The organism is Kribbella sp. NPDC050470 (assembly GCF_044458365.1).
In the GTDB taxonomy this organism is placed as follows: Bacteria; Actinomycetota; Actinomycetes; order Propionibacteriales; family Kribbellaceae; genus Kribbella.
The window spans coordinates 595,995-610,544 of sequence record NZ_JBITHV010000004.1 but is presented as its reverse complement, the minus strand read 5'-3'; the positions used below and the strand labels follow the sequence as shown (position 1 = coordinate 610,544).

General features: G+C 69.0%; 14 protein-coding genes. 9 read left to right on the top strand and 5 right to left on the bottom strand.

The genetic code is table 11. The annotated features are described in order from the left end of the window. Positions 1-252: 252 nt before the first annotated feature. The 5 genes from ACIBGM_RS14905 (at position 253) to ACIBGM_RS14885 (ending at position 6,610) form a co-directional block, all read left to right on the top strand. Positions 253-3,243, top strand: coding sequence for a pectinesterase family protein (locus ACIBGM_RS14905; protein ID WP_396385771.1), 2,991 nt, complete (start codon positions 253-255; stop codon positions 3,241-3,243). A gap of 27 nt (positions 3,244-3,270) precedes the next feature. Then, complete coding sequence (locus ACIBGM_RS14900; RefSeq protein WP_360518454.1) at positions 3,271-4,200, top strand: sugar ABC transporter permease; 930 nt, start codon at positions 3,271-3,273, stop codon at positions 4,198-4,200. Positions 4,201-4,295: 95 nt separating this feature from the next. Continuing rightward, positions 4,296-5,084 carry a carbohydrate ABC transporter permease gene (locus tag ACIBGM_RS14895; protein WP_396359329.1) on the top strand — a complete coding sequence of 263 codons (789 nt, stop codon included), beginning with the start codon at positions 4,296-4,298 and terminating at the stop codon, positions 5,082-5,084. Further along, on the top strand, positions 5,081-6,190 hold the full coding sequence (locus ACIBGM_RS14890; protein WP_396385770.1) for a hypothetical protein: 1,110 nt from the start codon (positions 5,081-5,083) through the stop codon (positions 6,188-6,190). Before ACIBGM_RS14895 ends, ACIBGM_RS14890 begins: the two co-directional genes overlap by 4 nt. Before the next feature lie 30 nt (positions 6,191-6,220). Further along, on the top strand, positions 6,221-6,610 hold the full coding sequence (locus ACIBGM_RS14885; protein WP_396385768.1) for a RidA family protein: 390 nt from the start codon (positions 6,221-6,223) through the stop codon (positions 6,608-6,610). A 152-nt stretch (positions 6,611-6,762) separates the two neighbouring features. Here ACIBGM_RS14885 and ACIBGM_RS14880 read toward each other — a convergent pair whose 3' ends face one another. Next, positions 6,763-7,635, bottom strand: a complete 873-nt coding sequence (locus ACIBGM_RS14880; RefSeq protein ID WP_396385767.1) for a serine hydrolase — start codon at positions 7,633-7,635, stop codon at positions 6,763-6,765. Beyond that, a complete protein-coding gene (locus tag ACIBGM_RS14875) occupies positions 7,632-8,513 on the bottom strand; it encodes a LysR family transcriptional regulator (RefSeq protein WP_396385766.1) in 882 nt (293 codons plus the stop codon). The genes ACIBGM_RS14880 and ACIBGM_RS14875 overlap by 4 nt, the downstream gene beginning before the upstream one ends. 117 nt (positions 8,514-8,630) lie before the next feature. On the opposite strand from ACIBGM_RS14875, the gene ACIBGM_RS14870 reads away from it, so the two are divergent. Continuing rightward, a complete protein-coding gene (locus ACIBGM_RS14870; RefSeq protein WP_396385765.1) occupies positions 8,631-9,605 on the top strand; it encodes an MBL fold metallo-hydrolase in 975 nt (324 codons plus the stop codon). Here ACIBGM_RS14870 and ACIBGM_RS14865 read toward each other — a convergent pair. Both ACIBGM_RS14865 and ACIBGM_RS14860 read right to left on the bottom strand, forming a co-directional pair. Continuing rightward, complete coding sequence (locus ACIBGM_RS14865; protein WP_396385764.1) at positions 9,595-10,341, bottom strand: GNAT family N-acetyltransferase; 747 nt, start codon at positions 10,339-10,341, stop codon at positions 9,595-9,597. The genes ACIBGM_RS14870 and ACIBGM_RS14865 overlap by 11 nt on opposite strands. A gap of 48 nt (positions 10,342-10,389) precedes the next feature. Next, entirely contained in the window at positions 10,390-11,796 is a 1,407-nt protein-coding gene (locus tag ACIBGM_RS14860) for a PLP-dependent aminotransferase family protein (protein ID WP_396385763.1), read from the bottom strand. A 71-nt stretch (positions 11,797-11,867) separates the two neighbouring features. Between ACIBGM_RS14860 and ACIBGM_RS14855 the strand changes: the two genes are divergently transcribed. The 3 genes from ACIBGM_RS14855 to ACIBGM_RS14845 are packed head-to-tail and all read left to right on the top strand — an operon-like array spanning position 11,868 to position 14,032. Beyond that, entirely contained in the window at positions 11,868-13,154 is a 1,287-nt protein-coding gene (locus tag ACIBGM_RS14855; protein WP_396385762.1) for an FAD-binding oxidoreductase, read from the top strand. Positions 13,155-13,170: 16 nt separating this feature from the next. Continuing rightward, positions 13,171-13,515: a DUF1622 domain-containing protein gene (locus ACIBGM_RS14850; protein ID WP_396385761.1), complete on the top strand. Its 345-nt coding sequence runs from the start codon at positions 13,171-13,173 to the stop codon at positions 13,513-13,515. Between the two features lie 16 nt (positions 13,516-13,531). Beyond that, a complete protein-coding gene (locus ACIBGM_RS14845; protein WP_360518424.1) occupies positions 13,532-14,032 on the top strand; it encodes a tetratricopeptide repeat protein in 501 nt (166 codons plus the stop codon). A 3-nt stretch (positions 14,033-14,035) separates the two neighbouring features. Here the strand turns inward: ACIBGM_RS14845 and ACIBGM_RS14840 are convergent, their stop codons facing one another. After that, positions 14,036-14,509 (bottom strand): rhodanese-like domain-containing protein, encoded by a 474-nt coding sequence (locus ACIBGM_RS14840; RefSeq protein WP_360518421.1) that lies wholly within the window; start codon positions 14,507-14,509, stop codon positions 14,036-14,038. Positions 14,510-14,550 lie beyond the last annotated feature (41 nt).

The window sequence follows — 14,550 nt, the reverse complement described above, 5'->3', positions numbered from 1 at the left end:
AACCTTCATCAATTCTCGGAAACCGGTTTCTCTCACTAGGAGACCCGCATGCCGCCCACCCTTCGCATTACCTTATCCACACTCCTGACGACCGCACTCCTGGGTCTCGCACCGAGCCCATCCGCCGCCGCACAACCACTCGCACCACCCGCCAACCTCGACGCGTCCCGACAAACCCTCCCGCCTGGTGATGGGTGGGGTTCTGAAGGAAGCGGTACTACGGGTGGGGCTTCGGCTCAGCGGGTCGTGCAAGTGCGGACGGCGGCTGAGCTGCGGGCTGCTGTGGGTGGGGATGAGCCGAAGATCGTGCAGGTTGTCGGGAAGCTCGACGCCAACACGACCGACGACGGACGGGCGATCGCGTGCCACGAGTACGACGTCGCGCCGTACAGTCTCGCCGGCTACCTGCACGCCTACGACCCGGTGCGGTGGAGTGGCCCGGCGACCGGGCCGATGGAGGAGGCACGGAAAGCGTCGTCGGCCAAGCAAGCCGAGCGGGTCAAGCTGAACGTCGGCGCCAACACCACGCTGATCGGGCTCAGCGACGCCCAGTTGACCGGCTTCGTCGTCAACATCGAGTCGGTCGACAACGTGATTGTCCGCAACCTGCGGATCTCCGACGCGTACGACTGTTACCCGGGCTGGAACGGTGAGACCTGGAAGACCGAGTGGGACAACGTGGTGGTCAGCCGCTCGACCCACGTCTGGCTGGACCACCTGACTCTGGACGACGGCGAGACCGTCGACACCGAGCAGCCGAAGTACTTCGGCGAACCGTTCCTCCGGCACGACGGTCTGCTCGACGTGGTCCGCCAGGCCGACCTGGTCACGATCTCCTGGAACAAGCTCAAGGGCCACGACAAGTCACTGCTCTGGGGCAACGGCGACGGCGTCGTCGCCGACCGCGGCAAGCTGCGCGTGACCATGCACCACAACGAGCTCACCGACCTGGTCCAGCGCGGCCCGCGGGTGCGCTTCGGCCAGGCCCACGTCTACAACAACCTCTACAAGGTCACGAACCCGGACCGCTACCAGTACTCCTGGGGCGTCGGCGTCGAGTCCTCGATCATTGCCCGTAGCAACTGGTTCCAGGGCGTCACGCCCGAGCGCGTCATCTACGACTGGGGCGGCACCGGTATCACCGAGTCCGGCAACTGGGTCAACGGCCGGCCCACCGCCGTACTCGACGCCTACAACGCGGCACACCCCGACGACCAGCTGCTGCCGACGGTGTCCGGAAGCTCCGGCCCGCACCTGCGGATCGACCCCGCGCCGAGCGTGCCCGCCCTGGTCGGCGCGGGGGCGGGTGCGGGCCGGCTGGACCAGGACAAGCAACTGCTCCAGCTGATGAACGCCCCGGCCACCACGACCACCGACGGCCCGGTCTGGTCGTCGAAGGCAACCGGCATGGCCTCGATCCCGACCACCGGGCTCCCCGACGGCACCACCGGCGGGCTCGGCGGCCGGATCGTGGTCGCCGGCACCGCCGAGGAACTGACCCGGTACGCCGGAGCCGCGGAACCGCTCGTGATCGTCGTGCGCGGCAGCCTGCGGATCCCCTTCGGCACCCAGGTTCCGGTCGCCTCGCACAAGACCATCGTCGGCGCCGGAACTGTGGCCGAGCTCGTCGGCGGCGGCCTGTTCCTGAACGGCACGCACAACGTCATCGTCCGCAACCTGCGGATCCGCGACTCCTACATCCCCGGCGACTGGGACGGCAAGTCGCCGGAGAACGACAACGACGGGATCCGGCTCGACACCGCGCACCACGTGTGGATCGACCACGTCACGTTCGAGCGACTCGGTGACGGCCTGGTCGACGTCCGCAAGGACTCCGACTACGTGACGCTGTCGTGGAACGTGTTCAGCGCGCACAACAAGACCGTCGGCGTCGGCTGGACCACGAACGTGATCACCAAGATCACGATGCACCACAACTGGTTCTCGAACACCTACCAGCGCAACGCGAGTATCGACAACGTCGAGGCCGCGCACGTCTACAACAACTGGTTCCGCGGCATCGGCCAGTACGGCACGATGTCCCGCGGCGCCGCCAAGGTCGTAGCCGAGAGCAACTACTACTCCGACGGCGAGGACCCGGTCGTCGCCAAGGATCCGGCCTCGCAGATTGTCAACAAGAACAATGTCTTCAATGCGATCCGCGGCCGTCGCGACAACGTCGGTACGGCGTTCGACCCGGCGACGTACTACGCCTCGATCCCGGACGCCGCGAGCACCGTGCCGAGCCTCGTCGACAAGTACGCCGGGCCGACGACGAAGGACCGCACCTACGGCCGCACGGTGACCGTGGCGCTCGACGGCACCGGCGACTTCGGCAGCATCGGCGCGGCCGTGGCCACCGTGGGCGGCAAGGGCCCGGTCACGATCGTCGTGCAGCCGGGCGTCTACCGCGAGGTCGTCCGGGTCTGGGCCTTCCAGGACGGCCTGACCATCCGCGGCGCGACCGGCAACCCGGCCGACGTCGTCCTCACCTACGACCTCGCCGCCGGCCAGGAGAAGTTCTACGGCGGCACCTTCGGCCACACCGGGTCCGCCACGCTCGGCATCCTCGGCGACGACGTCACGATCGAGGACCTGACCGTCGAGAACGGCTGGGACGAGCAGGCGAACTTCCCCAGCCAGGCGATCGCCCTGCGCACCGCCGGCGACCGGATCCGGCTGGACAACGTCCGCGTCCTCGGCAACCAGGACACGCTGCTGCTCGACACCCCGAACCGGGAGGCGATCGCCCGGACCTGGATCACCGACTCGCTGATCCAGGGCGACGTCGATTTCATCTACGGCCGGGGTACGGCGGTCATCACCGACAGCACGATCCGGTCGGTGGACCGCGGCCAATCGGTCAACGGCTACGTAACCGCCGCGGCGACAGTCGACACCAACCCGCACGGCTACCTGATCGAGCACAGCCGCTTCGAGTCCGACGCCGCTGCAGGCACCGTCTTCCTCGGCCGGCCGTGGCATCCCAGCGGCGATCCCGGAGCCGACCCGCGTGTCGTCGTACGGGACTCCTGGCTGGGCGCCCACATCGGCACGCCGGCCTGGACGGACATGAGCGGCTGGTCATGGCGGGATGCGCGGTTCGCCGAGTACCGCAACACCGGGCCGGGCGCCGGGACCGGTGATGGGCGGCCGCAACTGACCTCAGAAGAGGCCGCCGCGGCGAATCGATCCGCCTGGTTGGCCGGATCCGACGGCTGGCAGCCGGTCGACGACGACTGAACCCCGCGACAACGAGGAGATTCCACGATGGCAGTTCTGCAGGCTGATCCGGCGCCGCCGGACACCCCGGTCCGGCGGCGACCGAGAGAGCGCTGGACGCCGTACGCGTTGCTGGCGCCGACGCTGGTGCTCGTCGCGATCTTCCTGCTCTACCCCATCGGCAGTGTCGTGTACTACTCGCTGTTCAAGTACAACGTCACCAAGCCGCGCAGCAACGGCTTCATCGGTTTCGAGAACTACCGGAACATGCTGAACGACCAGATGTTCTGGGACTCGCTGCGCTTCACCACCCAGTGGGTCGTCGTCGAGGTCGGGCTCCAGCTCGTGCTGGGGCTCGGCCTGGCGCTCGTCATCAACGAGACGTTCCGCGGCCGCAGCCTGGCGAGGTCGCTGGTGTTCTCGCCGTGGGCGGTGGCCGGCGTGCTGACGACGACGATCTGGCTGCTGATCTACAGCCCGACCACCGGGTTCTCCCGGTACCTGGCCGACATCGGCATCGGCAGCTACGGCGAGAGCCCGTTGATCGAAGGTACGTCGGCCTTCTGGGCCGCCGTACTCGCCGAGTTGTGGCGTGGGGTGCCGTTCTTCGCGATCCTGCTGCTCGCCGATCTGCAGACGATCTCGCAGGATCTCTACGAGGCTGCGGAGGTCGACGGCGCGGGACGGCTGCAACGGTTCTGGTCGGTGACGCTGCCGCATCTTCGCAACGCGATCGTGCTGTCGACCCTGCTCCGGGCGGTGTGGGAGTTCAACAATGTCGACCTGCTCTACACGCTGACCGGCGGCGGCCCGGGCAACGCGACGATGACGTTGCCGCTGTACGTCGCCCGGATGGCGGTCGACGCGAAGGAGTTCGGCTACGGCTCCGCGCTGACCGTGTCGGCGTTCCTGATCCTCGCGATCTTCTCGATCGCCTACCTGAAACTGTCACGCGTCGGCCGGGAGGACCAAGCATGACTACTGTTCTCGAGGCGCCGGCGCAGCGGACTGCGGCTGTCGATCGTCGACAATCCGATCGTAGGAAGCCGAACAATCGCCAAGCTCCGCGGTGGATGATCTACGCCCCGCTCGCGCTCTATCTGCTCTTCACCCTGGTCCCCTTCTACTGGATCCTGCTGTTCAGCCTGCGGCCGGCCGGATCGACCTCCGTCGTCCCGTGGCCGATCACCTTCGAGCACTACGCGACCGTGTGGAACGGCGCCGGCTTCGCGGTCTTCTTCAAGAACTCCGTGATCATCGCGCTGTTCACGCTCTTCGGCACGACGGTGCTCTCACTGCTCGGCGGCTACGCGCTGGCCCGGTTCCGGTTCCGCGGCCGCGGCGCGTTCATGGTGATGACGCTGTGCACGCAGTTCATCCCGGGCGCGATGATGCTGATCCCGCTGTTCGACATCTTCCGCACCATCGGGCTGATCAACACGCCGTGGAGCATCGTCGTCGCGGACACCGTGTTCGGGCTGCCGCTGTCGCTGATCATGATGGCCGGGTTCATCCGGAACATCCCGATCGAGCTCGAGGAGGCGTCCTGGGTGGACGGGTGCGGCCGGTTGCGCGGGTTCCTCACCGTGGTGCTGCCGTTGCTGCGGCCCGGGATGGTGGCGATCAGCTCGTTCGCCTTCATCGGTTCGTGGAACAACTTCCTCTTCGCGCTGATGTTCCTCAACGACCAGGACCAGTTCACGATCCCGGTCGGGCTGAGCTACATGCTGGGTGAGTACAGCGTCGACTTCGGTGCGCTGGCGGCGGGTGGCGTGGTGGCCGTCGTACCCGTTGTGCTTGTCTTCGCCTATGTGCAGAAGTTCCTGGTCCAGGGCCTGTCGGCGGGAGCGGTGAAGGGTTGAGACCGAGTGCGCTGGGCGGTTACGAGGACTGGCCGGGCTTCGTCCGGGACGCCTCCCCGCTGACCGGGGACGAACTCACCACTCGGGTCGCCGAGCTGCTTGGCGTGCCGGCGCCAGGTGAGCCGCCGGCCGTGCGGATTGTCGACGATTGGCAATCGGACAATGTCCGCGGGAGCGTCCTCGAGTGGAACAACCCGTTCGGCCCGCCGACTCGGGCCTGGCTCCTGCGCCCGCTCAACGCATCGTCAGCACCCGGTGTGCTCGGATTGCACTGCCACGCGGGCGTGAAGGCGAGCGGCGCCGAGCGGCTTGTCGAGACTCCTGAGCCCAGCGCCGGCGCGATCCGGCTGCGCCAGGAGCTGTACGAGGGCCGAGCCGTCGCGAACGCGTTGGCCCGCGCGGGTTTCGTCGTACTGTGTCACGACACGTTCGCCTGGGGATCCCGGCGCTTCGGGCTCGATCCGCTGCCGTGGCGGTTGCGCGACGTGATGGCGACGTACGAAGCCGCCTGGCTGGCCGCGGACCACTCCCCTGCTGACGACGAGTGGTACGACGTCGCCGCGAGCCACCACGAGCACTCGATCGCGAAGGCGGCCGGGCTGCTCGGGACGTCGTTCGCCGGGATGGTCGCGTACGACGACCTCGTCGCGCTCAACGTGTTGCGTGGGCTCGACGAGGTGGACGCGGACCGGATCGGCGTCTTCGGCTTCTCGGGCGGCGGCGGCCGCTCGGCGACCCTCACCGCACTCGACCCGGGCATCAAGGCGTCCGCGATCGTCTGCATGATGACCACGTTCGACGCACTGCTCCCGGCGTACTTCGACGCCCATTCCTGGCTGTTCACCACGCCCGGCCTGGCCCGGCACGTCGACCACCCGTCCCTCACCGCCGGCCGGGCCCGCCACCACCAGCTCGTCGTCTACGCCGAGGACGACGACCTCTTCCCACCCCAAGGCATGCTCGCCGCCGACCGCGAGCTCACCGAACACTTCCACTACGGCCCCGGCACCTACCAAGCCCACTTCCTTCCCGGCCCCCACCGCTTCGACCACCAAATGCAGCAAGCGGTCGGAAACTTCTTCGCGGACCGATTGGCACCAGGGTAAGAATGGGTCGACTACGACTGGGAGGGTGTCTTGAGCGAGTTTTCTTATCCGAGGCCGGAGGGGGTTGCGGCGGGGAATGGGTACAGCCATGTGGTGACCGGGGCGGGGCAGTGGGTGGCGATTGCGGGGCAGGTGGCGTTGGATGCTGAGGGCAACTTTGTGGGAGTCGGGGATGCGGCGGCGCAGGCCCGGCAGGTGTTCGCGAATCTGGATGCTTGTCTGAAGGCGGCCGGGGCCACGTTCAAGGACGTGGTGAAGCTGAACTTCTACGTGACCGACATCGGGTACCTGCCGGCCATCCGCGCCGCGCGGGACGAGTACGTCGACACCAGCAACCCGCCGGCCAGTACGGCGGTGCAGGTGGTGGCGTTGTTCAAGCCTGAGGCGCTCCTCGAGGTGGAGGCGTACGCGGTCATCTGACCCAAGGCTTGTGTGGGTGTGCAGATCGACAGGACGTATAGACCCACTACGGCTACAGGCCCGGTCAACTGAGCGTGCGTCACGCCGTCTGCGCGCGACACCTCCTGTCGATCTGCCCGGCCAGATCCGCTGGCGGCGGTGTCCCACAGCGCTCAGCGCAACAAGTCCACCGCGAGGCGAGCGGCCTCGCCGATCGCAGCGTCGACACGAGGTTGGCGGAAGTCGCCGCGGGCCGCGAGCGTGTAGATGGCGATCGCGAAGGCGGCCCCGCCGGGCAGCGTGACCACACCGACCTCGTGGCGCAGTGCACCGAACGTTCCGGTCTTCCCGGCGACGCGTACACCGTCGTGCGGGAAGCCGGACGCCATCCGGTGCTGGAAGACCTGCCGATGCATCGTCGCCTTCACGAAGTCTGTCTGCGTATCCGACAGCAACTCCCCCGCCCACAACCGCCGCAGCAGCAACGTCATGTCGCGCGGACTGCTCGCGGACGCGGTCGCCGCCTCGTAGACCCCGTCCGGATCGGTCCGGTCGTTGTCAGCCAGTACGGCGAGTGCGGCATCCGGATCGTTCAGCCCGGTCCGCCGCTGCAGATCGCGCAGGCTCCCCTCGGTCCCCCGCCGTACCCAGGTCCGTTGCAGGCCGAACGACTCCAGCAGCTCGGCCAGCCGCCGCAACCCGACCAACCCCAGCAGCGCATCGGCCGCGGCGTTGTCCGACACCGTCATCATCGAGAACGCCAGATCGCGCAGTGACATCGTCACCGGATCCGCCAGCGCCGACAGCCCGGTCGGCCCAGGCGTCCGATCGGCCGGAGCCAAGGTCACCTTCGACAGCGGATCGAGCTCCCCGAGATCCACCAGCCGGCAGAACCCGGCCAGCAACGGCAGCTTGTACACCGACGCCATCGGTACGACGCCGTCCGCGTCGACCTCGACCGTCGACTCCGGCGCCTCCAACGCGACCGCATGCAACCAGCCACGCACGCCCGCGTCCGTGAACACCGCCCGGATCCGCCCGTTCACGACACCACCAGCGCGTCCGTCAGCCGAGCCATCACGTCAGCGGGCCGCAGGAACGGCGTACGCGTCCTCGCCCACACCAATCGCAACCGCAGCGGAAGTGGATTGTCGACAATCAGATGACGCCCGACGCCCGGCGCGGTCAGCGTAGGATCCGCTGTCACCACGATCGCCTGACCCGCCGCGGCCATCGCCAACCCGGCCCGCTCGTCGGTCACCACGACCGTCCCGCCATCGGGCCGATGCAACTCCAACGTGTCCAGGAACAAGTCCCGAGCCGCCGGCGCCTCCGCCCGCGGCCGGACCGCCACCGGCAACCCGCCCAGCTGCCGCAGCTTCACCTCGCCACCGTCGTCCGGCAGCACCGACACCGGCGCCAACGCCCACGTCGGCACCAGCGTCACCGGACCGGCCTCGAGCCCATCCAGCACGGCGGGATGCAGTACGACGGCCAGCGTCAGCCGACCCGCGGACACCTGGCCGACCAACGAGCTGGTCGGCGCCGAAACCACCGTCACCCGGCTGCCCGGAATCGCAGCACCACACGCCGCAGCCACCGCGGCACCAGCACCCGGCGGAACCTCCGGCGCCAAGCCGAGCCGGATCTCCGGCCCCTCCGGATCCCGCGCGACCGCAGCTTGGTGCAGCTCCTCGATCGACGTCAGCGCACGCCGCGCGTACGGCAGCAACGCCGCGCCCGCGGGCGTCAGCTCGACCCGGCCCTGGCCGCGCTCGAACAGCTTCGCACCGACCAGCGCCTCCAGCCGCCGAAGCCCCTGGGACAGCGGCGGCTGGGTGATGCCGACCACGCGTGCAGCGTCGCCGAAGTGCTGCTCTTCGGCCAGCGCGATGAAGATCTGCAGATGCCGTTCAGTCAGCATGACCCAGCTGACCTGCGGCGATATCACCAGGCAATCGGAGCATGCCTAAGAGCATATTCGACACCCTCCGGCTGCCTCGCCTTGACTGAGGACTCGGTTCCGGCGAGAGGAGAGAGCGTGAAGGTAAGTCGCAGAGGGATCATCACGGGGGCGGCCGCGGCCGGCGCGGCCGGAGTCGCCGGGGTCGCCGGCTTGACGACCCGCAGCGACGCCGCGACGGGTGCGGAAGCGACTGCGCAGGCGGCAGCAGGCGAGGTGCCGGCGAGCGCCACACAGGAGGAAGCCGGGGTGGAGCTCACCTGGCTCGGCACCCACGCCTGGCAGATCCGCTGGGGCAAGCACGTCGTGCTGACCGATCCGTGGATCACCCGGTTCAAGACCGGCACGTTCACGCCCGAGGGCGCGGACCCCAAGACCAAGCTCGTGATCAAGCCGGACGTGATCGACCGCTACATCTCCACGGCCGACGCGATCCTGGTGCACCACGGCCACTACGACCACATGGCCGACGTGCCGTACGTCGCCGAGAAGACCCAGGCGACCGTCCTCGGCACCCAGTCGCACGTCAACATGCTCAAGGCCATGCGCACCCCGGCCGGCCTGCTGTCACCGGTGCGCGGCGGCGAGTACCTCCCGTTCGAGGGCTTCACGATCGAGGTCTTCCCGTCCCTGCACTCGTGCAGCGGACGGCATCACACCTACGCCTACCCGGGCTACCGGCTCGACGGCGTCCCGCCGCGCCCGCGGGTGATCGAGGACCTGCTCGAGGGCGGCACGCTCGCGTACGTGATCACGATCGGCGGCGTCCGCATCCTCAGCCTGAGTACGGCGAACTTCGACCCGAACGCGCTCCGCGACCTGCAGGTGGACGTCGTCTTCGCCGCCCCCGGCGGCGAGCCCGGGATCACCGACCGCCTGCTCCGCACGATCAAGCCGGTCCGGAAGGTCGTCGCCACCCACTGGGACGACTTCGACCAGCCGCTGGACAAGCCGTCCGTGCCCTGGGCCGACCTGACGAAGCTCCGCACCGCGGTCGAGACCGCCGGCGCGGAGTTCGTCGTCCTGGATCACCTGGAGAAGCTCACGCTTTGACCCGGTAGTGGTACTGCGAGACGGTCCGGAAGCCCAGGCGTTCGTACAGGGCCCGGGCCGGCTCGTTGTCCGCCACGACCTGCAGGTAGACGTACCGGACTCCGCGAGTCGTTGCCTCCTGCAACAACGCGCGGATCACCGCGAGCGCGAGCCCCTGCCGGCGGAAGCGCTCGTCGACGGCGAGGCAGTACAACCCGGCCCAGTTGCCGACCAGCGCGAGCCGGCCGATCGCCGTGATCGGGCCGGTCGACGGCACCACGGCGTACAACGCCGGGCCGCGGTTCAAGATGCCTCGCGCCGTCGCCTGCTTCCCGGCGTCCCCGCCGCGGCCGTCGATCGACCACCAGAAGTCCATCCAGTCGTCGTCCGGCGCCGCAGAAATATTCACATCGCCCGGCACATCGGGCAACCGGTCGAGCACGTCGGCCACCTCGGCACACTGCACCAGCGTCGGATTCCGAACCGAGTAGCCGCGGGCCTCCAGCTGGGCGTCCAGGTCGGCCGGCTGCGCCGCCGGGCTGACGTGGAAGGACGGCGTGATGCCGTGCGCCTCGTACAGGGTTTCCACGTAGTCCAAGGCCTTGCCGAGGTCGAACGGCGGACTCGTGGGCAGCACGGAGTTCGCTCGCAGGGTCACGCCGCCGTTGCGTCGGATCACCCAGCCGTCCAGCTCGGTCTTGGCCTCAGCGGGCCACCCTTGGTTCATCAGACTGTCGATGCGAGCTGCGCTGATCACTCCACACAGCGTAGGAGCAGCCGAATCAACTTGCAAGCGAATGGATAGTTATTCATCCAGTCCGGCGACCGCGTCCGCCAGCACGTCGATGCCCTCGGCAACAGCCTTCGCGGTCAGGCCGCCGTACCCGAACACCAGCCCGGCCGGCCCGGCACCCGCCATCCAGTACGGCGCCAGTCCGTAGACCCCGACGCCTCGCTCCAGCGCGGCCGCCATCACAGCCTGCTCCGGCAACCCGTCCGGCAACCAGGTCATGACGTGCAGGCCGGCCGAGATGCCGACCGGGACAAGCTCCGGCAACCGCTCGGCCAACCGGTCGACGAGCGTGTCCCGAAGCAGCCGGTACCGCGGCCGCATCCGCCGCAGGTGCCGGTCGAACTCACCCCGGGCGACGAAGTCCGCGAACGCCAACTGCTCCAGCACCGGCGAGCCGCGATCGTCGACCAGCTTCGCGGCCGTCATGTCCTCGACCAACCGGTCCGGCAGGACCAGCCAGCCGAGCCGGAGCCCCGGCGCCAGCGTCTTGCTCGCGGTCCCGGCGTACGCGACCCGGTCGGGCGCCAGACCCTGGATCGCGCCGATCGGCTCCCGGTCGTACCGGTACTCCGCGTCGTAGTCGTCCTCGACGATCAGCGCGTCCCGCCGCGCCGCCCACGCGACCAGCGCAGCCCGCGTCTCCGCCGACGCCACCGCCCCGGTCGGGAACTGGTGTGCCGCCGTCACCAGTACGACGTCCGCCCCGGACTGATCGAGTGCGTCGACATCGATCCCCGACTCCAGCACCGGTACGCCGACCACCTCGAGCCCAGCCGCCTTCGCGACGTCCCGCAGCTCGTTGTCGGACGGGTCCTCGAGCGCCAGCCGGTGGTAACCCTGTTTCGCGAGGACATGCAGCAGCAGTCGTGAGCCCTGGGCGAAGCCGTTGCTGATCAGCATGTTCTCGGGCCGGGCGGCCGTACCTCGCACTCGGTTCAGGTAGTCGGCGAGCGCATGCCGGAGCTCGAGGGCGCCACGGCCGTCGAGGTAGGCGAAGCTCAGGTGCGGGGCTTCGTTCAGCACCTTGCGCAGCGAGCGCAACCAGGCGGCCCGCGGGAACTGGGAGACGTCTGGCCGGCTGTACTTGAAGTCGATCCGCGGCGGACCGCCGGCCGGCGCCTGGATCGCGGAGGCCTCGACGACGGCGATGTCGGCGACCTGGGTGTAACCGCCGCCCCGGCTGATCAAGTATCCCTCGGCGACCAGCTGCTGGTACGCCTCGACCACGACGCCGCGGGACAGACCGAGGTCCTGAGCGAGCGCGCGGGTCGACGGCATCACCGTGTCCGCGCGCATCAGGCCCTGCCGGATCCGGTCCCGGATCGCCTTCTCCAGCTGCTGGTGCAGCGGCACCCCGGCGTCCCGCCGGAGCTCGACCAGCAGCTCACCGGCGCCGGAACTGGTCCTGTTTCGGCTCACACAACTGGACCTTATCGGAGTACCGCTGCGCTGTCAGGGTGATGCAAAGACCAGAATCCAGGAGGGGAACGATGACCACGCTGCTGCAGAACGGCGACGCCGGCTACGACGAGGCCCGGAGCGTCTGGAACGCGATGATCGACCGCTACCCGGCCGCGATCGCGCGCTGCCACGACACTGCCGACGTCGCCGCCGCGGTCCGGTTCGCCCGGGAGGCAGGGCTGGAGATCGGGGTCCGCTGCGGCGGCCACAGCATCGCCGGCCACGCCGTACCGGATGGTGGGCTGATGATCGACCTGACGCCGATGAACGCTGTCCGGGTCGATCCGGACCGGCAGCTGGCCTGGGTTCAGGGCGGGGCGTTGCTGGGTGAGCTGGACAAGGCGGCGCAGAGGTTCGGTCTGGCGACGACCGCGGGGAACGTCTCGCACACCGGCGTCGGCGGGCTCACGCTCGGCGGCGGGATGGGCTGGCTGGCCCGGCAGTTCGGCCTGGCGTGCGACAACGTGGCGTCGTACGAGCTGGTCACCGCGGACGGCTCGGTGATTCGGGCGAGTGCGGACGAGAACCCGGAGCTGTTCTGGGGGTTGCGTGGTGGCGGCGGGAACTTCGGCATCGTCACGTCGTTCGAGTTCCGGCTGCACCAGGTCGGGACCCGGGCACTGGTGGCCGAGTTCAGCTATCCGATGGCTGCCGGGTTCGACGTACTGCGCGGATGGCGGGAGCTCAACGCGACCGCGCCGCGGCAGGCGACCTTCACCGCGAACATCACTCCGGACGGCGTGACGGTCGGCTACGTGTGGATCGGCGAGGGTGGGTACCAGCTGCTGCCGGCCCTCCGCGCGCTCGGTCCCGTCGCCGACGAGCACGTCGAGGAGATGTCGTACCTGACGCTGCAGAGCCGCGACGACAACGTGCAGGGGCACCGCTACCGGCGCTACTGGAAGGGCCACTACTTCAAGTCGCTGCCCGACGACGCGATTCGCGCGCTGCTGAACACCCCGGGTGTGTCCGCGAGCCTGCAGGCGTACGGCGGTGCGATCGCCGACGTGCCGGACGAGGACGCGGCCTTCAGCCACCGGGACACGCTGTTCGAGTTCGTCACCGCGACCCGCTGGGAGGACCCGGCCGAGGACGCGACCCGGATCGCCCGGGTCCGCGAGTACGCCGCCGGACTGGCACCGTACGCGAGTGGCGCCTACCTGAACACGCTGAACGGCGACCCGATCAACCGCGCGTTCCCGCCGGCCAAGCTGGCCCGGCTGACCGCGCTGAAGACGGCGTACGACCCGGCCAACGTCTTCCACCTGAACCAGAACATCCGCCCCGGCGAGGCGACCACCGAGACCGCGGCCTGACTGGTACTCCTGGAGGGTGGAGTTCGAGGCGGTGTTCGCCGATGTCGCCCGGGTGATCGAGGGCATCGGCGTGGTCATCATGGCCATCGGCCTCGCCGTCTGCCTGATCCGCTACGCGTACGACGTCCTGCGCAAGGGCGCCGGCAGCTACCAGCAACTGCGGGTCAACCTCGGCCGGGTGATCCTGCTCGGCCTGGAGATCCTGATCGTCGGCGACATCGTCCGCACGATCATCGTCGACACCTCCGTCGAGAGCGTGCTGGTCCTCGGCCTGATCGTGGTCATCCGCACCGTCCTCAGCTTCGCCCTCGAGGTGGAGATCTCCGGCGCCTGGCCGTGGCAGCAACGCCCCACCAAGTAGTTGGCATGATGGAGGTGTGCACACCGATCTGACGCCCGAACTGGCGGCGACGATCGAGGAGGCGTTCAACCGGCGGGACCGGGCGAACATGCAGCCGACGATCGACTTCTTCGTGAACCTGCTGAAAGAGCACCCGGACAACCCGTACGTGTTGTACGAGGTCGGCGGGTCGTACGACACGGACGGGCAGGAGGAGCAGGCGGTCGTCTACTACGAGCGCGCGCTGCCCGGGCTGACCGGCGAGACCCGGCGCAAGTGCCTGCTGCAGTACGGCAGCACGTTGCGGAACCTCGGCCGCTTCGACGAGTCCCTGGACATCTTCAAGGCCGCATGCGCCGAGTTCCCCGAGTCCGACTCGCTGCGGGTGTTCAAGTCGCTCACCCTGCACGCGGCCGGCCACAAGGACAAGGCGCTCGCCACCCTGCTCCTGGTCATCGCCGACCGCCTCGGCACGCCTGAGATCAAGCGCTACGAGGCGGCCATCCGCGGCAACGCCGACTACCTCGCCAACCTCTGAGTCTCAGCAGGCGCAGGCGATCCCCAGCGGCGCGGTGAGCGGGTCGGCGGCCCGGCGTTCGATCCCCGCGGCGGTCTCCACCGGGAGGCCTTCGCGGGCCCAGTACTCGAAGCCGCCGATCATCTCCTTGACCGGGTAGCCGAGCTTCGCGAACTCCAGCGCCGCCTTCGTCGCACCGTTGCACCCAGGCCCCCAGCAGTACGTCACCACAGTGACCCCCGCGGGTACGACGGACGCCGCCCGGGCAGCGATCTCCCGGGTCGGCAGGTGGATCGCGCCGGGCACGTGACCCTGGTCCCAGCTCTCCTGGCTCCGGCTGTCGACCAGCACCCACCCGGTCACACCGGCCCCGATGTCGGCGGCCACGTCCGACACGTCCGCCTCGAACGCGAGCCGCCCGGCGAAGTGCGCCACCGCCGCGTCCCGGTCGGCGGCGGGCGTCTGCAGAACAGCCGAAGTGTGCAGGTCAACGGACATTCGGGGCTCCTTCTCGATCAGCGGAGCCACCAGCGTCCGGC